The organism is Methanomassiliicoccales archaeon LGM-DZ1 (genome assembly GCA_030168595.1).
Lineage (GTDB): Archaea > Thermoplasmatota > Thermoplasmata > Methanomassiliicoccales > Methanomethylophilaceae > Methanomethylophilus.
In genome coordinates this window covers 399,153-418,863 of the sequence record CP115556.1, presented here as the reverse complement: position 1 = coordinate 418,863, position 19,711 = coordinate 399,153, and the positions used below count along the sequence as shown (strand labels likewise).

Sequence of the window (19,711 nt, the reverse complement as noted above, 5' to 3'; positions counted from 1 at the left end):
GCCTCGCGCGATTGGCAGGGGCGTGCGGCCGGGCGGCGGCCGCCGATAGGAAAGATGTGTTATGCACATAAAATGGGGTGCGTTGCTGTATCAGACCGAGTTCCGGACGGCAGGGATTATTACCGGCAGGGGGATTAAGGGGCCGTGCACTGCAAGGACATTTCCGTCCGCGATGTCGGCTGGAAGCTGACCCGCGGGAACATCCGCGCGAACATGGAGGACTGGAGGGCCTACAAGAGAGCGGAGTACGTCGTACTCCGCAACGGGGAGGACATGGCTGTCGTCCGCCTGCGCAAGTCCCCGGAGGGCTCTCTTCTCAGGGAGGTCACGGGCTTCGACATCATCTCCCTGCCGGAGGACACCGTCTTCGTCGACAGGCCGGACGCGGACGTCGTCAACCTCCCGGCCATGGCCCGCATACAGTCGGAGCATCCGGGGAAGACCGTCGTGGTCCGCGGGCTGTTCTCCCACATAGGCTTCGTTTCCGGCGTGGAGCCCCTCCGCCTCCGTATAATCGATGCGGTTCCCCCGAGGCCGTCCAAACTGTCCTATCTTGTAGATCTGGCACTTAGGTCGGGGTATGTGGACCTCCCGGTGGTCCCTTACGAGGAGGACATCGACATGTCCGCGCTCTCGGAGCAGGCGGGGACCCGGGAGGTGATGTTCCCCTGTCAGGTGTCTGGGGCATCGTCCTCCAGGCCGTTCTGCTTCCTCGACCAGGTCCCGGACATAACCGGGAAGGACATCACGCTGGTGGGCTGCAACCTCTCCCGCAGGATATTCCGCGAGGAGTACGGCTTCGATGCTCCATTCATAGACATCTGCCCCAGGGACAGGGTCCCGGGGGACGGCGTCCCGACCATTGTGAAATGCTGCCGCGTCAAGAGCGGTTTCGAGATCGACGGGAGCACCGTCTCGGTCCCGTGGGGCGCTACCGTGCCTGAGGTCGCCGAGGCGATCAAGGCCCTGTTCGGAAGTGCTTCCGCCCCTCTCTGAAGGCGGCGTAGCCCTCTTCCGTATGCCCTGCCCTGCAGAGGACCTCCCCGAGGCGGTACCAGGCGTCCGCATCCTCGGGGTCGTCCTCCAGGTGCTTCCTGAGCGCGGCCGCGGCGCCTTCGAGGTCGCCCTTCCTCGCCAGGACCGCGCTGGTGGACATCCCTCCGGTCTCCTCGTCGAGGGTCGCCTTCATTACCTCGCGGGCCTTCCTGAACATGACCTCCACCGAGTTCTGGGTCAGCCAGGGATAGCGCTCGCGGATGAGCTTCCCGTACCTCTCCTGCTCGGACCTGACGGGGCGGGCTTCCGGGCCGCTGAAGCAGGACCTGGGGACGTGCAGCTCCAGGTTCCCGTGGTAGACAGTTATGCTGCCGTCCGGAGCGGAGATGGGATCACCTGAACTTCACGACGCGGCCGCACTCGTCGCGCTTGCTGTTCCCGAAGTCCTTCATCTTCTCGACCTGGGCCCTGCTGAAGACCGGCCCGTCGCGGCAGACGCGCTGGCCGTCCATGACGCAGCACCCGCATGCCCCGGCCCCGCATTTCATGAACCTCTCCAGCGAGAGCTGGCAGTCCAGGCCCAGGTCCTGGCAGGCCTTCAGGGTGAAGTAGAGCATGACCTCGGGGCCGCAGGCGAGCACGCAGTCGTACTCCTTCTCGGCGCACTTCTCCCTCAGCAGCTGGACGGCGTTCCCGTGGAACCCCTCCGAGCCGTCGTCCGTGGCGATCCACACGTTGTCCGCGTACTTCATCGCCCTGTCCCTGAGGATGATGTCCTTGTCGGACCTGGCGGCTATGATGGTGTCCGCGCCGGTCTCCTTCACTGCGGGCAGGACCGAGGCCGTGCCAACTCCTCCGCCTACGATGAGGTAGCGCCTGTCGGGCTCCAGCACATATCCGCGCCCGTACGGCCCGCGGACCCTCAGGACATCCCCGACGGTCTTCGAGTGCAGGGCGCGCGTGTCCTCGCCGATGGCCTTCACCGTGATCGACTTGATCCTCCCGGTCTTCGACAGCGACATCGGGATCTCGTGCATCCCGGGCGCCCATACCATGACGAACTGCCCGGGGGACGCCTTCTCGTCCATCTGGAACTCGAAGGTCTTGGTGTCGTACGCCTCGTCGGTGATCCCCAGTATCTTGACGAAATCAGTCATGAGCCGCCCCCACCATGTCGGATATGCGGCCGTAGCCGCGGTCCCTCATGAAATCCAGGAGGTCCCGGTTGATCTTCCCGAACACCTCGGGCCCTTCCTTGGCCACCGCGCTCCCCACCTGGAACGCCCTGGCGCCGGCCATGATGTACTGGGCGGCGTCTCTCCAGTCCGAGATGCCCCCGACACCCACCAGCGGGATGGAGACGGCGTCGTACAGGTCGTAGATGTCCCTCACGCCCACCGACCTCACGGCGGGGCCGGAGAGCCCTCCGAAACGGTTGCTCAGGAACGGCCTGGCGAACTCCGGCGAGATGACCATGGCCTTGAGGGTGTTGATGGCCACGATGGCGTCCCCTCCCCCGTCCTCCACGGCCCTGCCGATCTCATTGAGGATGTGGGTGTTGGGGGTCAGCTTGGCCCAGACGGGGATGCTCACGGCGCCCTTGGCTGCGGACACTATGCTCTTCACGAGCTCCGGGTCCGTGCCGACCTCCATGCCGTAGCCCTTGGCATGGGGGCAGGAGAGGTTGAGCTCGACCGCGCAGGCCCCGTAGTCCTCCATCTTCCCGGCCAACTTCGCGAACTCATCGGGGTTGGCGCCGTAGATCGAGCCGATGATCTTCCCGTGCGGGACGGCCTCGGCCATCTCCGGGCCGAAGGCCTCTATCCCGGGGTTGGGGAGGCCCATTGCATTGATGTACCCGCCTTTGACCTCCGTGAAGCACGGGTTCTCATGGCCTGCGTTGGGCTGCAGCCCGATCGATTTCGTCACGACGGCTCCTGCGCCGGCCCCGAGCATCCTGACCATGGATGCCCCTGTCTCGTCCATGATGCCGGACGCCACCATCCCCGGGAGAGCGAGGGCGAGGCCGCCTATATCCGTGCTGAGTTCTGTCATCCGGTCCCGCTATGCCGTCCCGTTTAATAAAATGCGCACGCGCCCTGTTATGTTTAAATAATCCCGCATAGAATCGGCCCGTATGGATTTCGGACGTCTCCGCATGGATTTCCCCACCATGAGGGAGGACAGGGGGGTCTATCTGGACAGCGCCTGCCAGTCGCTCCGTCCGGACAGCGTCATAGCGGCAGTCACGGAGTATTACACTAAGTGCCCGGTGTGCGGGGGCAGGAGCGTCCACCACCTCGCCAACGAGGTGTCCGTGAGGGTCGACGAGACGAGGGAGGAGCTATGCTCCTTCTTCGGCGGCGAATCCCCGGACTGCTTCATATTCACGAAGAACACCACCGAGGGCCTGAACACCGTCGCCCGCGGCCTCGGGCTCCGCAGGGGGGACGCGGTCGTCACCACCGACACCGAGCACAACTCCAATTATGTCCCCTGGCTCATGCTCAGGGACTCTAAGGGCATCCGCATGAGGATGTCCAGGTCCGGGAAGGACGGGGTGTTCGACATCGAATCCTTTAAGGAGGCGATGGGGCGCGACGTGAAGGCCGTGTCCGTCGGGCACTGCAGCAACGTCACGGGATGCGTGGTGCCGGTGAAGGATGTCGCCGAGATCGCCCATGACTATGGGGCGAAGGTCATCGTCGACGGGGCGCAGGCGGCGCCCCATATGAAGATCGATATGAAGAAGCTCGGAGCCGATTTCTACGCCCTGTCGCTCCACAAGATGCTGGGTCCTTCCGGCATGGGCCTGCTCTACGGCACCGGCGAGGCCCTCCGCTCCCTGCCTTCCCTGGAGTACGGCGGGGGGACCGTGGGGCTCGTCACCTATGATAATGTCAGTTTCGCTCCCGCCCCAGACCGCTTCGAGGCCGGGCTGCAGGACTATGCCGGCATATTCGGCACGAAGGCCGCCGTGGAATACCTGGAGAAGATCGGCATGGATAACGTGGCCGCCCACGACCGCGCCCTCATGGAGTACATGTACGGGGAGATCAAGGACATCAAAGGACTGTCCTTCGTCGGCCCGGAGGACCCGGACCTTCGCAGCTCGGTGATGTCCTTCAACATCGCCGGGCTCGGGGCGCACGATGTCGCCATGATGCTGGACAGCATCGACGGCATCATGGTCCGCTCCGGGATGCACTGCGCCCACCCGTTCTTCGTCTCCCGGGGCATCGAGGGCAGCGTGCGCGCGTCGGTCTACCTGTACAACAACAGAGAGGACATAGACCGCTTCGCGGCCGCCCTCCGCAAGGTCGCCGACACCTTCGGCGGGTTCCGAAACACCCGCCGTCCCTGAAGACCTCCGCCTCGCTCCCGTATCCCAGTTCCAGTTCCTCCAAGAACGGATGTGCCAGGCCGGCGAAGGACATGCCCCCGCCGGGGCCGGTGACGGTTATCCCGCCGCCGGAGATCCTCATCGTCCATCCCGGGCCCGGGAGCACCTCGCTCCCGCGCAGGTAAAGCTCGTCGAGGCCGGAGTCCCAGAAGCCGTCCAGGAGCGAGGCCGTTCCCTCGGCGCATCCCGAGGTGTCCGATTCCGCATCCTCCTGCAGGGCATCGGACAGCGGGACGGCCGCCGCCCCGATGAGGATAGCTCCGCAGAGGAACAGCGCCCAGCGGGACATGGCGAACTCCATCATGCGGCCTCGCCCCTTATCCCGCACCCGAGGCCGTCGTTCTCGCAGACCAGCCTCAGCACGCCCTCGTCCGCTAGCACAACGCTCCCGATGAAGCGCACCGACGGATGGGAGGGGGATTCCGACCATTTCACGGTCTCGCCGTCCAGAACGCGGACGGAGAACGCGTCCCCTCCCTCCCCTCCGACGGCTATCCTGCAACCTTCGGGCAGGGAATACCGGAGGGTCGCGGAGCTGCCGGCGCCCTCGTAGTAGAGCTCCGAGGCCGTTCCGGCGATCTCCCTGGCGGTGTCCTCCGCCTCCCCGGTGTCCACGCCGCTGCCGAAGCTGTCCAGGGCGGCGGCCATGGCCGGGACGCACATGGACACGATCAGGACAGCGGCGGCCAGCCTGAAGGGCATGCCCAGGATGCCCGAGCGGTCCATCCGCTCACCATCCCGGGACGGGGCGGTTCATCCCACCACCATGAGGGAGACGCTCTTCTGCCCGCAGTCCGACGAGGAGACATGGACGGTCGCGTACCCGTAGTCCTGACCCGACGGCAGGGTGAAGCGCAGGTCGCTGAACTTGCACCATCCTCTGTCGCTGGTGCGCAGGACGGGGGTCCCGTTCTGCCCCAGGGTGACCTCGCATCCGGTGACCAGCACCGAGGCGTCCTGCACAGGGTCGCCGTTGGTGTCGTAGACGTAGACCTCGAGCTGGTTGGCGGCGCCTTTGGCGGCCATGGCGTTGGTGTACTTCAGCTTGACATCTCCGATGGCGGCCGGCTTGTCGTCCTGCGGGTCGTCGAGGCCGTTGAACCATCCGACCAGCACCGCGGTGCCGAGCGCGGCGACGACCAGAATCACCATCATCTCCAGCGGCAGGCCCTCTATGCCTCCGCGGCGGTCCCTTCTGAGGGAGCGCCTCCTGTATTTCCGAATTCCGCGTGTCATGATTACAACACGCTTCCCAATCAATCGGGACTGAGGTTTAAAAGAGGCATACGGGATGCAGGGGATAACTCCCGGACGGGAGCGGAGTGTGTGCCCACGAAGGCTTTCATTTACAACATGCGCAGATTCGACGAGCTCGTCTTCTTCCGCGCGTCATCCGAGGAATATGGGATAGATTTCGACTGGACCGAGGATTCCCCCACGATCGACAACTGCGGCCTTGCCGACGGCTGCGATTTCGTGAGCGTCATAACCACTCCCGTCACGGCCGCCATGATCGACAGGTTCGCCCAGGGAGGGGTGAAGATGATCGTGACCCGCACCATCGGCTACGACCACATCGACCTGGCGCACGCGAAGGAGAAGGGGATGGCAATCGCCAACATATCCTACGACCCGGAGGGCGTGGCGGAGTACACCGTCATGATGATCCTGGCGGCCGTCAGGAAGCTCAAGACGATCATGCTCCGCAACGCGGCCGACGACTTCTCGCTCGAGGGGCAGATGGGCGGCGTCCTCAGGGACATGAACGTGGGGGTCATCGGCGCCGGGAAGATCGGCAGCGCGGTGGTCAGGGACCTGTCGGGGTTCGGCTGCAACATCCATTACTACGACAGAACGGGTTCTGTGCAGGCGGACTCCTTCGCCAGGAAGGTCGACCTCGATACCCTGCTTGAGGAGAGCGACATCGTGACCATCCACCTTGAGCTCAACGACGAGACCAGGCACTTCCTCGACGCGGAGAGGATCGCGAAGATGAAGAAGGGCGCGATAATAGTCAACACCGCCCGCGGGCCGCTCATCGACACTGCCGCCATGATAGACGCCCTCGAATCTGGGCATCTCGGCGGCGCCGCTCTCGATGTCGTCGAGGGCGAGTTCGGGCTCTATTACAACAACATGCGCGGGGAGGTCATCAAGAACCGCGGCCTGAACGTCCTCCGCGCCATGCCCAACGTCCTGCTGACTCACCATATGGCGTTCTATTACGGGACGGCCATTGAGGACATGATCTGCAACTGCATGCGTGCGATGAAGCTCTTCGCGATGGGCCAGAAGGACAGGCACCGCCTGGTCTGACCCATCATATGAGCTGGGAGAAGCCGAGCACCGTGTGCGATGCTCCGTGCGGGCCCAGCTCGCTCTTCATCACCATGACCGAGGAGCAGATGAATGTCGCGAACTCGGCGTCCCGGTAATTGGAGAAGATCCGGGAGAGGTCCGCCCTGCCTTCGGTCCGGGCGACGGTGATGTGGGGCTTGAACGGTTTCGGGTCGTAAGGGATCCCGGCGGTGTCCAGCATGCCGGCGATCCTCTCCGAGATCATCTCCAGGGGGATATCGGTCTCCACTCCGGCCCAGACCGTGCGCGGGCTCCTCATGCTCGGGAACGCCCCGATGCCCCGGACGGTGATTCTCGAGCTCCTGATCCCCCTGGTGCAGTCATCCACGATGCTGCAGACCTCCGGGATGCTCTCCTCCGGGACATCGCCCAGGAACTTCAGCGTTATGTGCATCTGGGCCGCGGGGGATGTACGCACGCCGCGGATGCCGGCGAGGTCGCGGAAAAGGGGGGCGAACCCCGCAGTGTTCGGAACCGGCACCGAGATGAAGGTCCTGATATCTGCCATGGGTTCCGGAATGCCTGGCTCGGATTTAACCGTGGCGCGGTCCCCGCGAGGTTACATTTAAAATACATTCTCCCGATATCAGACAGCATGGAACCTTGGGAAGACAAAAGCCTGCAGACCAGGATCGTCAAGCAGCTCCCCCTTCTTTCGGCGGGGCTCGTGTTCCTCGCGGCTCTCCTTTACGCGCTCTTCGCGTGAGCCGGAGGGAAACGCCCCCTCTCTGACGAGGGGGCGATCTTTCTGTTCGCCTTCATTTCTGTTCTCTGGCACGTATGTCGGCCAGGGCGCGTTTCGCGGCCTCGTTCCCTTTCTTCGCCGCGCTCCCGTACCAGACCTTGGCCTGATCGATGTCGGCGTCGATGCCTATGCCGTCCTCGTAGTACCTGCCGACGATGTACATGGACTGTGCGTCGCCTGACTTCGCCTTGCGGAGGAATGACTCGAACGGGGATTCCGCGTCCGAGCCGCCGTACGCGACGCCTTTGGCATCGAGGATCTTCCTGGACAGGATATGCCCGTGGGACGCCGCCCTCTTATACCACTGCTCGGCCTTGCGCGGGTCCTTCTCGACGCCTCTGCCGGCGGTGTAGGCGTCGCCCATGTAGTACTCGCAGAGGGCGTCCTCCTTCTCCGCGCCCATCCTGAGGTACTTCACGCCCTCGGCAGCGTCGGTGGGGGCGCCGTCGCCGTTGTAGTACGCTTCGCCCACGTAGAGCATGGACTTGATGTACCCTTTGTCGGCCAGCTCCTTATGCAGCTCGAGCGCCTTCTTGAAGTTCCGTTTCGTCCCGCGCCCGTGCGCGTAGCAGTTGGCGACGGTGTACTGGGACTTCATGAACCCGTCCTCCGCGGCCATCCTGCAGAGCTCGAACCCTTTTTTATCGTCCTTCTTCACGCCGAGCCCCGACAGCAGCGCTGTTCCCGCCGCGTGCATGCATTGGGTGTTCCCCAGGAGCGCTCCGCGCAGATAGCATGCGAACGCCCCTTTCAGGTCCCTGCCGTTCTCCGACAGGATGTCCCCCGCGGCCAGGTTGGCATAGGGAGAGCCGGTCTCGGCGGCCCTCAGGTAGAATTCCAGGGCCTTCCCGGCGCTCTTCTTGGTGATCCTCCCGCGCTCGCAGAGCTGGCCGGCCATGACCATGGCCTCCCTGCAGCCCCTGTCGGCCGCGGTCAGGAGGAGCTCGAAGCCTTTCTTCCCCTCGCGGTCGGTGCCGATCCCTCCCATCATGCACCTGGCCATCCCGTAGTCCCCTTCGGCGGCCCCCATGGTCTGGGCCACCAGGTACCAGCTGAAGGCCATGTACGGGTCTTTCTTTATCCCGATACCGTCCATGTAGCAGCGGCCGGTGTGGTATTCGCCCAGGGGCTCCTTGCGGTCCGCCAGGCCGGAGTAGATCCTGAAGGCGGCCGCCGGGTCCCTGCGCACGCCGTACCCGTGCTCCAGGCATCCGGCGTACTTCAGGACGGCGCGCAGGCATCCGCCGTCCGCGAGGGCCTTGAGCTTGGCGATGCCTGCCGGGCGGTCGCGGCCGGTCCCCGCGCCCCTCATGAGGCAGAGGGCCTCCTCGCAGGCGCCGTCGGCGTTGCCGGCCTCCCCGGACCGGCGGAACAGCTTGTATGCGCCTTCGGCATCGATCTTCGTGCCGATCCCGAGCAGGCGGCACATCCCGGAGGCGTACATGGCCGCGGGGGAACCCGCCTCGGCGAGCCCGTCGGAAAGTGCCAGTATGTCGGAGTCGGAGGGGTATGAGTCCGCCTTCTCGAGGATCTTGCGGGCCCTGATGTAACCGTCGGACGCCGAGTAGGCGGTCCAGAAGAACCCCTCCTCCGGCGACCCGCAGAGCCCGGCCGCCATCATCTGCCCGAGCATGAACGCCGATGCCGGATGCCCTTTCTCGGCGGCGGTGCGGTAGAGCGCCGACGCTCCCGATGAATCTCCGGCCTCCGCAAGCTCCTGGGCCTTACCGAAAATATCAGCTGCTTCTCCCGAGACGAAGCCTTCCTTCGATCCGCCTGTCATTATCGGTGAATCGGTTTCCCATTCTAAATAATATCATTGGGAAAGGCGGAGGAAAGGGGGATCGCGGCCGGCATCATGCCGGCGAGTATTCTCCCCTCAGCGAAGCCTCGGCGAGGATGTGCATGTCCGAGAGCTTCATCAGGGTCTCGAGCTTGAATCCCTTCCTCAGGACGGGCTCGAAGTCGAGGGCCAGCACCCTGAGGCGGTAGGAATGCGTCCTGTCCGGGGGGTTGGGGCCCTCGTAATGGTCGGCTCCGCCGGTGGTCCTCCCCTGGATGAGCCCCGCGTCCTCCATGGACGCGTTCTCCGGAAGCTCGGTCCTGCCGACGTTCATGATGGCGAGCCAGTGCGTCCACACCTTCCCGCATACGGGCACCGAGTCCGGGTCGTCGAAGACGATCGCGAAGGCCGCGGTCCCGGCCGGCGCCCCCGAGATCTTCAGAGGGAATGAACGGGACGGGACCCCGTCGTCGAACTGCGTTCCCTTAGCGCCGTACCTGTCATCGATCTTCCCGTCAACTATGCCGGTGGTTTCGACTATCATGATGCGATTGCCTCCGATTTTCGATTGAGTATGTCGGGTCTATGATATCAACATTTGTAAAATCTGCCGTTCCGTCACGGCTTCGGGTCGGACCCGCCCTCTCCCAGCTGGTAATAGGGGTGCTGCGCGTCGATGCGGCGGTTCCTGAAGAAGAGGACCATATCGACGGCCACCAGGCAGACATCGAGCAGGTAGAAGGCGATGACATAGTTGACGTCGTCGTTGACGAACTTGTTGATTATCCCGCAGAAGTAACCTATCTCCACGATTATCTCGAAGACTATGCTCTTGCCCCTGGCGGTTCTGGATACGTAGGAGCGGTAGATATTGAACGGCCATGAGGCTGCGAAGCACAGCAGCATCATTACCTCGAATATCGAATCGATCATACTTTCACTGGACGCTGCGATTCGAAGCGTGCGTAAATATTTATTCGGCCGACGGTCGGAGGCGTTCCGCGGGCGTGCCGGAGGCCCCCTGATGTCTCTGTGCCGACAGCAGGAATCCCCGTTAGTCTGCTGCGGAACTAGGGGCGGTATCGGTTTAAAATACACGATGCCGATTTTTATCTGCCGCTCGCAGAAGAGCAGGAAAGAGGTGTTTCAAATGTATTCCATGGGACCGAAATCCGGGCCGCTCCTCTCCGATGAGGAAGCGATCGAGAAATACAACAAAGAGAAGCAGTGGGGGCTGCTCTGCAGCATTGATCTGGGCGAGTGCGACCATGAGAAGATCTCCTCGAAGGAGTACATCACCCAGTTCGCCATCGACCTCGCGAAGGAGATTGACATGAAGAGGTACGGAGAGCCTTACGTCGTGTTCTTCGGGGACGAGCCCAAGGTCCAGGGGTACTCCATGGTCCAGCTCATCGAGACCTCCTGCCTCTCCGGCCACTTCGCCGAGGACACCGACAGGGCGTTCATCGACGTCTTCTCCTGCAAGGAGTTCCCTCCGAAGAAGACCGCTGAGTACGTTCAGAAGTACTTCGGCGCCAAGAAGATGGAGTACTCCGTCTCCTTCAGGAACATCTGAAAATCCTTAAGGTCCCCTGCGAGGGGGTTTCCTGCCGCGCGGGCCCCGGCATCAGGACCGGGCCCGCGCCCTGAGTTTTCCCGCTGATATCATCAGCGGTTTCCTTTCCGCTGCTGCGCCTTCAGTCCCAGGACCTGTTGTCGGTCACGTGCTTGGACTTCCCGTCGCAGCGCTCAAGGGTGTTGGGGAGGTTGATCTTCACGACGACCTTCAGGTTGAGGATCTCCTTCATGCGGTCCACGACCTGCTGGGTCATCCTGTCGAGCTGGTCCGTCATGTCGGGCAGGCACTCGGGCAGGATCTCCACGTCGACCACCATCTTGTCCATGTAGTTGGGGTTGGTGAGGGTGATGTGGTAGAACGGGGCGAGGAACGGCATCTCGCCGATGACGCTCTCGACCTGCGAGGGGAAGACGTTGATCCCGCGGACCACGATCATGTCGTCCGCCCTGCCGGTGATGCGCCCGAGCCTCGGGTGGGTCCTGCCGCACTTGCATTTCTCCCAGGTGATGGAGGATATGTCGCCGATCTTGTAGCGGATCAGCGGGAAGGCCTCCTTCTGCAGCATAGTGACGACCACTTCCCCCTGCTCCCCGTCCGGGACCGGGTTGCCTTCCTTGTCGAGGATCTCCACGAGGGCCAGGTCCGCCCAGACATGCATGCCGGCCTGCTCGGAGCATTCGAGGAACATGGGCCCGTAGAACTCGCTCGCCCCGTAGCAGGAGTAGGCCTTGATGCCGGTCCTGTCGTAGAGCTTCTTCCTCATGCTCTCCGACCAGGGCTCCCCGCCGCAGAGGGCCTTCCTGACCTTGGTGTCGCGGCGGATGTCGATGCCCTTCTGGTCGCAGATATCGGCTATGTGGAACATGTAGGAAGGGGTCCCGGCGAGGAATGTGACCGGGAGGTCCTGCATCAGCTGGATCTGGCGGTCGGTGTTGCCGACGCCCGTCGGTATGACCGTGGCCCCGATGCGCTCTCCGGCGTAGTGCACGCCCAGCCCGCCGGTGAACAGGCCGTAGCCGTGCATGTTCTGCATGACATCCTTCTTCCCGGCCCCGAACGAGGTCATCCCGCGGGCCAGGGACTCGGTCCAATTGTCGATGTCCTTCTGCGTGTACCCCACGACGGTCGGTTTCCCGGTGGTCCCCGAGGAGACATGGACCCTCACGAGGTCGTCGTAGGGGACGACGAACAGCCCGTCCGGGTAATTGTCCCTGAGGTCCGTCTTCTTCATGCAGGGGATCTTCCGGAACTGGTCCATGTCGGTGATATCCTCCGGTTTGAGGCCGACGGAATCCATCCTCTTTCTGAAGAAGGCGGACTTCTCGTACATCGTCTTTATCTCGTTCTGGAGGAGCCTGAACTGCATCTCCTTCAGTTTGTCAGCGGGCATCGTCTCAAGTTCCTCATTCCAGAACGTCATTCTCTCACCGGTGTGTTGTGTGCCAGCAATTAGCACGGATGTGGTGTGAATGGGGACAGCTCCTATATAAATGAGATTGCAGGAAGGCCAGGTCCGGACAGGCGGTGCATTTCCCTCCACCCAACGTCATTACAATCAGATGGATACATCGTACGTATACAGATTTTTAATCAAAGGATTCGATGCGATTGCAGGTCCTCATCGATTTGGGATCAGGAGAAGGAAACATGAAAGCCTATATGAAGTACCTCGCGGTCGCGATCGTGGCCGTCTGCATGGTCGTACCGATATCCGCTTCCGATGCGTTCAGCGATACCGATGCCGACAGCAGTTCGCCGGAGCCGGCCGCGGGTATCAAACTTATCTCTCCCGAAAGCATGCTGCACGGGCTCTCCGAGGTTCTCGTACTCGAAGAGATAGACATCAGCAGCGCCGCCAGGTTCGGCGGGGATGCGCTGGGAAACGGAGACTCTACGGAGATATCCGGGGATTATACAGTGAATGATGCAGAGATGCTGAGCGGCGGATATGGCGTCAAGAACGGGGCGTCCGAGGTGGGCATCACCGTCGAGAACGGCGGCGCCCTGGTAATCGATGGAGCGTTCACCGTCGCTGCTGTTTCCGAGGGAAAGAATCCTTCAGTGCACATCAATGTCAAGGAAGGAGGCTGTCTCGGATACAAGGTCAGCGACAGCCTTGCTCTCGGCCTTAATTTCGCTGATTCCGAGACCATCGACGTAGGAGGAAATGTCACTGTGAATGTGACAGATGCGAGCCAGGGCGATCTCTCAGGCTCCGCATCCATTGCCTTCGAGATCTCGAACGGGTCGTCTGTCAAGATCGGCAGCATGCCGGAGTTCGCCGTCTCCGAAACCGGGACGGCGGCCGTATCTCTGTCGAACACTGCGAAGGCCATCACCAAACTCTCGCTGGACGCTTCGCTGAAGGGGGCTATCGATATCGACGGAGAGGTATGCGACATCTCCTTCGAGGCGGAGGACCTGGGCTTCAGCATGAGCGTCGGCGGCGAAGGAGCGGGGTTCAAGGTCAGCGGAAATGCCGCCCTCGACTTCAGCAGAGGGAACGACAGGTTCCACATCGGGATCGAATCGGACATATCCGTGACCGCGGGCGCAGAAGGCGCTGCGTACGGCTCCGGAACGTTCTCTGTCAGCATGACCGCCGACGGGGAGTTCGACCTCCATTCCCTGCCGTTCTTCGACGATCCGGTTACCGCCGACGTCTCGGGCTTTGCCCTGGATCTGAGCATCAGCGGGAACAGCTCCTCAGGTGATTTCAAGCTCAGTGCCGATGTCTCCGCCGACAAATGCGAGATCGCGATCGGCACTTCCGCGAATGGAACCACCGTAAGCCTCACAGGCTTCAGTGCCAGTGCATCTCTCACTGCCAATATCGGCAGCCTTGCCGATATCAACCTGGACAAGGTGGACATCAAGTCGCCGGACGTGCCCTCGTACAGCGACCTGCGCCCGAAGAGCCTTGAGAAATATCTGTACGGAGTCAACGGTTCACACGGTATGAACGTCGAGGATGCAGGCGAGGTCTGGGAGTATTTGAAGAATTATGAGGCTGATGCTGCCTCGTACTATTTTGCCGTGGACGCCTCATTGGGCCTTGCCTACGAGATCCCGGAAATCCTCGACGAGTTCCTGCCTAAAGTGACCGCTCTGGCGGCCGCCGCCGGAGCGACCGACCTCAGCATCTCGGCCAGCCTCGATTCGCTGGAGATCAACACCACCCGCAGTTCCAAGACGACATCGTCCTTTTCCATCGACGATGTCCGCCTCAGCATGAGTTCCGACGGATCCGAGAAGTCTGCGGACATCAGCGCATTACTGAGCATCGGCGGGGCCAGCAATGTGAAGATGATCGACGGGACCGCCGTCAAGGATGCGGGCGCAAGCCTCTCGGCCGAGATCAGCGGACATGCGGATTTCGAGAAGGTCACCAAGGACGGCGAAACAAGAATGAATGTGACGTCCTACAGCTACACTGTGTCCGCGGACGTCTCGATTTACGCAAGGATGTTCATCGATGGCACATATGCCGCTATCGAGGGGGACGTCTCGATCAGAGCTGCATTCTCCGACAAGGAGGCATCTGCCTCTGCTGAGCTGAAAAACATGGAAATGAACACCGGCAGCAGCCGCATGTACATCAGAGGATTAGCGGCATCCACCGACGGATCGTTCTCGATCGATGAGGCCGGATGCTCAGGCTCCTTCTTCGGCAGCAGGGACGATTCGGCAACAGCGTCCCTGGACTTGACCGTTAGGGATGTCAGAGGCAGCATCGGGAAGTCGTTCAGCATCGGAAGCACCGATGCCGTCATCAAGACCGTCAGCGGAGGGACCCTGACCATGAACTGCAAGGGGAACGATAGGACGGTGTCGGTCTCCGGCGGGAATGTCGTGCTCAGCGAGCTCTGCCTCCCTATCCCTGTGGGCGACTTCATATCGACCAAGCTGTTGGTTTTGGAAGACGGATCGAATGTCAGCTTCGAGTCGGACGACGGTTCGCTGTTCGTCGCCGACAATATCTTCGTATCGCCGGATGCGAAGGTCTCCGGCAGCATTGCTGTCGATAGGTGCATCTGCGTGCAGTCGAAGGCGGTCTTCGCCCATGCCGGCAACAAAATTCACACTAATGGTATCATCGGAGGGTATCTCGGTGTCACATTCGGCGATGAAATAACGTACAGTCTCGTGCCTGATGCGTTCCACACATCCGACGGCGCGAAGGCCTTCAGCTCAGCTGATTTCAGCTATGATGAAAAGAACAATGCCATCACCCTCGGCAATTCCGATAAGATCGTCATCAAGGCCGAATTCCCAAGTCACAAGACATTCACCGTCACTGTGAACGGGCAGGAGTTCAAGTCCGATGATAAATTCTCCGTCAAGGTATCGATAGACGCTTCCGACGACGGCACGGTGCCGATGCTCCTGACCGACCCGTACGGCAATTCCCAGCAGCTTCACAAGGTTGGGGATGCGTACGTCGCTGAATTCAAAGTTTATGCGGATACGGAGATGGCCGTCACATATGCTGCCGAGGAAAAATTGGGCAGTTCTGAAACTATCGAAGCAGGAAGCGACTGCATCTACTTCGAATTGGGAGCAGGCAGTTCGGCGACCGTCAAGATGCCCGAAGGCGTGATCTACGAGGTTAAGAACAACGGTTCCGCCGCGATCACCGTCGTGCTGCTGGATTCTCCGACCCAATACGATGGACATGATGCCCTCCACCTCTGGTTCAATGCTGACGAGAAACTCGAGGTGACTGTGTACGTCCCGGCGTCCGACAGTTCCAGTGTGATCTACCATGTGAACAAATACGGCTACGGGCAGATCATCGATTCATCCTTCGAGACCGTCGGCGAATCCACCTACCTCAAGGTGAGCCCCGATGATGCATCGTACTTCTACGTCGATGACGACCCGCTCATCCGTTCCGAAGGGGACAGCGGCATCAGCACGGCCGTCATAGCCGTCTCTGCGGCGGCGATCGTGCTGGTGGCCGCCGGAGGATGCGCCTTCTTCTACGTGAAGAAGAAGGGTGCGGCCTGAAACCCCAGTCCCGCCTGACGGCGGGCAAACCATTTACCGTCCGGTCTCCGGACGGGTGTTTCCCTATTATGCCGGAGCACGGTCCCCGGCCGCCGGAATCGTTCCCGGCGGGATAAAAAAGGGAGCCCCGGCAGGGGCCCCCGAGGGAATGACCCAGAAGAGGTTTTTCAGGGAAGGACGACGGTGCCGATGACCCTGAGCTTCCCGCCCTCGAGGTACATGACGACGGCAGTGTCGCCCGGCTTGTGGATGATCTTCCCGTCGAAGGCCATCTTCACCTCGGAGTCCCTTCCGGAGGCGGATTCGATCCTGGCGGGGACCATCTGCATCCAGTGGCCCACGTGGACCATCATCCCCTCCTTCAGGTCTCCGCGGTAGAACCTGTTGTAGGCGACCTTCGCGTTCAGCTCCTGGGTCATCTTGATCGAGGGGTCGGTGGAGACGACGAAGCCCCTGTCGAGCTCCTCGCTCTCGATGCCCTTGAGCGCCAGCCCGACATGGTCCCCCTTCTCCCCGTCCTGGCAGTCGATGTCGTGCTTCTGGATCGACCTCAGGATGACCTCCTTCCCCAGAGGCCATACCGTCATCTTGTCGTGCACGCGGAACCAGCCGTCGGCGACTGCTCCTATGACCACTGTCCCGACACCCTTGACGTTGAAGTGGCTGTCCACCGGGCAGGACCCGCAGGTGCCCTCCCCGGGCTCCCTGCTCTCCGCCTTGGCCATGGCGATGAGCTCCAGTCTCATGGCGGTGGGGTCCTCCTCCTTGAACTCGTAGCTCTCCAGGGAGGTGCCGGCTATGAGCGGCTTCACCTGCTCCGGCTGGATGTAGTTCCTGAGGACGATCCATCCGCGGGTCCTCTCGAGGGAGTCGGCCATGACTATGGTCTCTCCCAGGAAGGAATCGATTTTGTCGACGGTGAGGATGACGAACTCCCCGATCTGCGTCGCGTAGAACAGCGATGACAGTTTCTCCGGGTATTTCGTCGGCTCGATGAGGGTTATGGAGTCCTTTCCTTCCTTGACCTCGTAGAAGGTCATGTCGGAGACGGTCCCCTTCTTCCCGATCTCCGCGGCCAGGCCGGGCGCCCCCAGGGCGGCGATGTTCAGATTGGCCATCAGAGGTCCCCGGTCCTCAGCACCTTCAGCCCGGCCCTGCCGAGAACCTCGGCGGAGCGGACGGGGTCGTCGGTCTTCATGAGCAGGGCGGGGCCCTGCTTCCCGACGAACGCGTACCCGTACTCTATGTTGATCCCTGCCTTTCCGAGGGCGTTCGTGGACTCGTACATGGACCCGGGGTCGTCGTTGATGGCGACGCCGATGATCTGGGTCTTCTTCACCACGATGCCGGCGGCCTTCAGCTTGGCGATGGCGTCGTCCGGATCTTCCACGATGGCGCGGAGGATCCCGAACTCGTTGGACTCGGCGAGGTTGCATGCCTTCATGCTGATGCCGCACTCGCCGAGGGTCCGGGAGACCTTGGCCAGGGCCCCGGGCTCGTTGCTCACGAATATAGACAGCTGCTCGATAATGTAGTCGCTCATCTCAATACACCCTCTTGTCAATGACTCTCTTGGCCTTGCCGTCGAACCTGGGGAGCTCCCCCGGGGCCTTAAGCTCCACTTCGACGGCGATGTTCAGGTACCTCTTCAGTTCGGATTCCACATGGGCGCGGATGGAGTTCATCCTCGCCATGTTGTCGGTGAAGGCCTCGGGCTTCAGCTCCACCTGCACCACCATGCGGTCGAGGTCGCCCTCCCTGGTGACCACGATCATGTACTGATCGCCGATCTCCGGTATGCGCATGAGGGCGTACTCGACCTGGGATGGGAAGACATTGATCCCGCGGACGATAAGCATGTCGTCGGTCCTGCCGCAGATCCTCCCGATCCTGGGGGAGGTCCTGCCGCACTCGCACTCCTCCACGTTCAGGGTGGTGACGTCCCTCATCCTGTAGCGGATCATGGGCATGGCCTCCTTCTTCAGCATGGTGATGGCCATCTCCCCTTCGTTGCCGGGCTCCAGGGGCTCCCCGGTGTCGCGGTCGAGGATCTCCACCAGCATGATGTCGCCGCAGATGTGCGCGCCCTTCTGGTACTCGCACTCGGTGAACATGGGGCCGGCCTGCTCGGAGGTCCCGTAGATGTCGTAGCATCTGATGCCCATCTCGTTCTGGAGCTTGGTCCTCATGCTCTCCGACCAGGGCTCGGCGCCGAGGACGGCCTTCTTCAGCTTCATGTCCCTCCTCCAGTCGATGCCCATGGCCCTGGCGGTGGTGCAGAGGTGGGTTAGGTAGGACGGGGTGCAGGCGATGACGGTGACGCCCAGGTCCTGCATCATCTCGATCTGCCTCTGGGTGTTCCCGGTGGATGCGGGCAGCACGGTGGCGCCGACGCGCTCCGCTCCGTAATGGGCGCCCAGGCCGCCGGTGAACAGGCCGTAGCCGTAGGAGATTTGCATGATGTCGTCCGGCCCGATGCCGCAGGAGGTGAACGAGCGGGCGAGCGCTTCCGTCCAGTACTCGAGGTCGTTCCGGGTGTAGGCGACGAGGGTGGGCTTCCCCGAGGTCCCGGAGGACATGTGGTACCTGACGATGTCGTTCTTCGGCACGGAGAACATGCCGTCCGGATAGTTGTCGCGGAGGTCCTGCTTGAACATGAAGGGGAGCTTCCTGACGTCCTCCAGGCTGTTGATGTCCAGCGGGGAGACCCCTGCCTCCTTCATCCTGTCGTGATAGAACTTGTTGTTCGTGTAATGGAAATAGACGTTCTGCTTCAGTTCGCGGTACTGGAGCTTCTGCAGCTCCTCGTACGGCATCGTTTCTATGCGGGGGTTCCAATACATCGTTTCCCTCTGTCTGCCCTCGCAATCCTCTTTTAATAATTATATTATGGCGTGGCGATGGACGGCGGCAGGGAGGCATGGGAGAGGCTGTACGCTTCGAACGGCAGGCAGTGGAGGGGATCGGCTGACATAGGTTTCGTATCGGTCTCCACCGGCGAATCCTTCCTGGAGCTGGGATGCGGGAACGGCAAGACCGCGCGCGCCCTGGCCGACGCCGGGGCAGCTGTCACCGGCGTGGACTTCTCCCCGTCGGCGGTGGCCGAATGCAGGAGGCTTCTGGGGGGCCGCGCCGTCTTCGCCGAGGCGGACGTGAGATCGCTCCCGTTCCCCGACGGCTCGTTCGCCAAGGCGACGGCCTTCCACGTCCTGGAGCACCTGTCCGATGAGGGCCTCGCCGAAGCCGTCTCCGAGGTCCGCAGGGTGCTCGCCCCCGGAGGTACGCTCTATCTCCGCTGCTTCGCGGAGGGGGACCTGCGCTCGGGCGGGAAGAAGGAGGACATGCGCAACGGGATCGCGTACCGCTATTGGTCGCTTGACGATGTGAAGCGCGCCTTCCCCTCAGATTCCTGGGAGATCGTCTCCGCGGAGCGCATCGATTCCCCGACGCGTTTCGGAGGCGTCCGCCGGCGCCTAGAGTGCGTCATCCGTCGCATAGATTAAAGAGCCCGTCGGGATACGAGTGCGCAGAAGGTGTCCCATGGATATCGACAATTACGCACCGACCAGGAGACCGGGCCCCGCTGTGAAGAACATCATCTGGGGAGCGCTCGCGCTGGGCATCATCTCCGTCATCCTCATGGTCTTCAGCTATGCGGGGGCGGCCGTGTTCGGGGCCCTCGGCCTCTTCCTCGGCGGCTTCGCCATGGCGCGCGCCATGAAGCGGGTGCAGATCGGGGAGATCGACAAGAAGTTCGTCTACATCGCCGCCGCCGGCCTGGTCCTTTCGGTCATCGGGTTCATGGTGGGCTACGCCGGCCTCGTGGGATGATCCCGG

At 62.1% G+C, this 19,711-nt stretch carries 20 protein-coding genes; 7 read left to right on the top strand and 13 right to left on the bottom strand.

All coding sequences use genetic code 11. From position 1 onward, the window contains the following. Positions 1 to 144 precede the first annotated feature (144 nt). Positions 145 to 996, top strand: coding sequence for a hypothetical protein (locus tag O8W32_01935; protein ID WII09606.1), 852 nt, complete (start codon positions 145 to 147; stop codon positions 994 to 996). Here the strand turns inward: O8W32_01935 and O8W32_01930 are convergent. The 3 genes from O8W32_01930 to O8W32_01920 all read right to left on the bottom strand — a co-directional run bounded on the left by O8W32_01930 (position 959) and on the right by O8W32_01920 (position 3,051). Continuing rightward, positions 959 to 1,213, bottom strand: a complete 255-nt coding sequence (locus O8W32_01930) for a tetratricopeptide repeat protein (protein ID WII09605.1) — start codon at positions 1,211 to 1,213, stop codon at positions 959 to 961. The two genes, O8W32_01935 and O8W32_01930, sit on opposite strands and share 38 nt — an antisense overlap. Before the next feature lie 175 nt (positions 1,214 to 1,388). Further along, positions 1,389 to 2,153 (bottom strand): dihydroorotate dehydrogenase electron transfer subunit, encoded by a 765-nt coding sequence (locus tag O8W32_01925; protein WII09604.1) that lies wholly within the window; start codon positions 2,151 to 2,153, stop codon positions 1,389 to 1,391. Then, positions 2,146 to 3,051: a dihydroorotate dehydrogenase gene (locus tag O8W32_01920; GenBank protein ID WII09603.1), complete on the bottom strand. Its 906-nt coding sequence runs from the start codon at positions 3,049 to 3,051 to the stop codon at positions 2,146 to 2,148. The genes O8W32_01925 and O8W32_01920 overlap by 8 nt, the downstream gene beginning before the upstream one ends. Positions 3,052 to 3,133: 82 nt before the next feature. On the opposite strand from O8W32_01920, the gene O8W32_01915 reads away from it, so the two are divergent. Then, a complete protein-coding gene (locus O8W32_01915; protein WII09602.1) occupies positions 3,134 to 4,360 on the top strand; it encodes a cysteine desulfurase in 1,227 nt (408 codons plus the stop codon). 339 nt (positions 4,361 to 4,699) lie between these two features. Here the strand turns inward: O8W32_01915 and O8W32_01910 are convergent, their stop codons facing one another. Together O8W32_01910 and O8W32_01905 are read right to left on the bottom strand one after the other, a co-directional pair. Further along, positions 4,700 to 5,125, bottom strand: a complete 426-nt coding sequence (locus O8W32_01910; protein ID WII09601.1) for a hypothetical protein — start codon at positions 5,123 to 5,125, stop codon at positions 4,700 to 4,702. A gap of 27 nt (positions 5,126 to 5,152) precedes the next feature. Then, entirely contained in the window at positions 5,153 to 5,635 is a 483-nt protein-coding gene (locus tag O8W32_01905; GenBank protein ID WII09600.1) for a hypothetical protein, read from the bottom strand. Positions 5,636 to 5,752: 117 nt separating this feature from the next. Here O8W32_01905 and O8W32_01900 point away from each other — a divergent pair, with 117 nt between their 5' ends. Next, positions 5,753 to 6,715: an NAD(P)-dependent oxidoreductase gene (locus O8W32_01900; protein ID WII09599.1), complete on the top strand. Its 963-nt coding sequence runs from the start codon at positions 5,753 to 5,755 to the stop codon at positions 6,713 to 6,715. A 4-nt stretch (positions 6,716 to 6,719) separates the two neighbouring features. On the opposite strand, the gene thpR is transcribed toward O8W32_01900, so the two are convergent. The 4 genes from thpR to O8W32_01880 form a co-directional block, all read right to left on the bottom strand. Further along, on the bottom strand, positions 6,720 to 7,265 hold the full coding sequence (gene thpR / locus O8W32_01895) for an RNA 2',3'-cyclic phosphodiesterase (protein ID WII09598.1): 546 nt from the start codon (positions 7,263 to 7,265) through the stop codon (positions 6,720 to 6,722). 250 nt (positions 7,266 to 7,515) lie between these two features. Continuing rightward, positions 7,516 to 9,285, bottom strand: a complete 1,770-nt coding sequence (locus O8W32_01890; GenBank protein WII09597.1) for a tetratricopeptide repeat protein — start codon at positions 9,283 to 9,285, stop codon at positions 7,516 to 7,518. Positions 9,286 to 9,358: 73 nt separating this feature from the next. Continuing rightward, a complete protein-coding gene (locus tag O8W32_01885) occupies positions 9,359 to 9,829 on the bottom strand; it encodes a YbhB/YbcL family Raf kinase inhibitor-like protein (GenBank protein WII09596.1) in 471 nt (156 codons plus the stop codon). A 74-nt stretch (positions 9,830 to 9,903) separates the two neighbouring features. Further along, the gene (locus O8W32_01880; GenBank protein ID WII09595.1) at positions 9,904 to 10,218 is read right to left on the bottom strand and encodes a hypothetical protein; all 315 of its coding nucleotides are present in this window, start codon (positions 10,216 to 10,218) and stop codon (positions 9,904 to 9,906) included. A gap of 226 nt (positions 10,219 to 10,444) precedes the next feature. Between O8W32_01880 and O8W32_01875 the strand changes: the two genes are divergently transcribed. After that, a complete protein-coding gene (locus O8W32_01875; protein WII09594.1) occupies positions 10,445 to 10,861 on the top strand; it encodes an S-adenosylmethionine decarboxylase in 417 nt (138 codons plus the stop codon). 121 nt (positions 10,862 to 10,982) lie between these two features. On the opposite strand, the gene O8W32_01870 is transcribed toward O8W32_01875, so the two are convergent. Further along, entirely contained in the window at positions 10,983 to 12,284 is a 1,302-nt protein-coding gene (locus O8W32_01870) for a phenylacetate--CoA ligase (GenBank protein WII09593.1), read from the bottom strand. A 227-nt stretch (positions 12,285 to 12,511) separates the two neighbouring features. On the opposite strand from O8W32_01870, the gene O8W32_01865 reads away from it, so the two are divergent. Next, positions 12,512 to 15,874 (top strand): hypothetical protein, encoded by a 3,363-nt coding sequence (locus O8W32_01865; GenBank protein WII09592.1) that lies wholly within the window; start codon positions 12,512 to 12,514, stop codon positions 15,872 to 15,874. Between the two features lie 167 nt (positions 15,875 to 16,041). Here the strand turns inward: O8W32_01865 and O8W32_01860 are convergent, their stop codons facing one another. From O8W32_01860 to O8W32_01850, 3 genes are read right to left on the bottom strand one after another with little or no spacing between them, the layout of a single operon-like run. After that, positions 16,042 to 16,992, bottom strand: a complete 951-nt coding sequence (locus O8W32_01860) for a translation elongation factor 1 alpha-related protein (GenBank protein ID WII09591.1) — start codon at positions 16,990 to 16,992, stop codon at positions 16,042 to 16,044. After that, complete coding sequence (locus O8W32_01855) at positions 16,992 to 17,417, bottom strand: amino acid-binding protein (protein ID WII09590.1); 426 nt, start codon at positions 17,415 to 17,417, stop codon at positions 16,992 to 16,994. The genes O8W32_01860 and O8W32_01855 overlap by 1 nt, the downstream gene beginning before the upstream one ends. Position 17,418: 1 nt before the next feature. Continuing rightward, a complete protein-coding gene (locus O8W32_01850) occupies positions 17,419 to 18,717 on the bottom strand; it encodes a phenylacetate--CoA ligase (protein ID WII09589.1) in 1,299 nt (432 codons plus the stop codon). A 57-nt stretch (positions 18,718 to 18,774) separates the two neighbouring features. Between O8W32_01850 and O8W32_01845 the strand changes: the two genes are divergently transcribed. Both O8W32_01845 and O8W32_01840 read left to right on the top strand, forming a co-directional pair. After that, on the top strand, positions 18,775 to 19,377 hold the full coding sequence (locus tag O8W32_01845; GenBank protein WII09588.1) for a class I SAM-dependent methyltransferase: 603 nt from the start codon (positions 18,775 to 18,777) through the stop codon (positions 19,375 to 19,377). Between the two features lie 37 nt (positions 19,378 to 19,414). Beyond that, entirely contained in the window at positions 19,415 to 19,705 is a 291-nt protein-coding gene (locus O8W32_01840) for a hypothetical protein (GenBank protein ID WII09587.1), read from the top strand. The last annotated feature ends 6 nt before the right edge of the window (positions 19,706 to 19,711 follow it).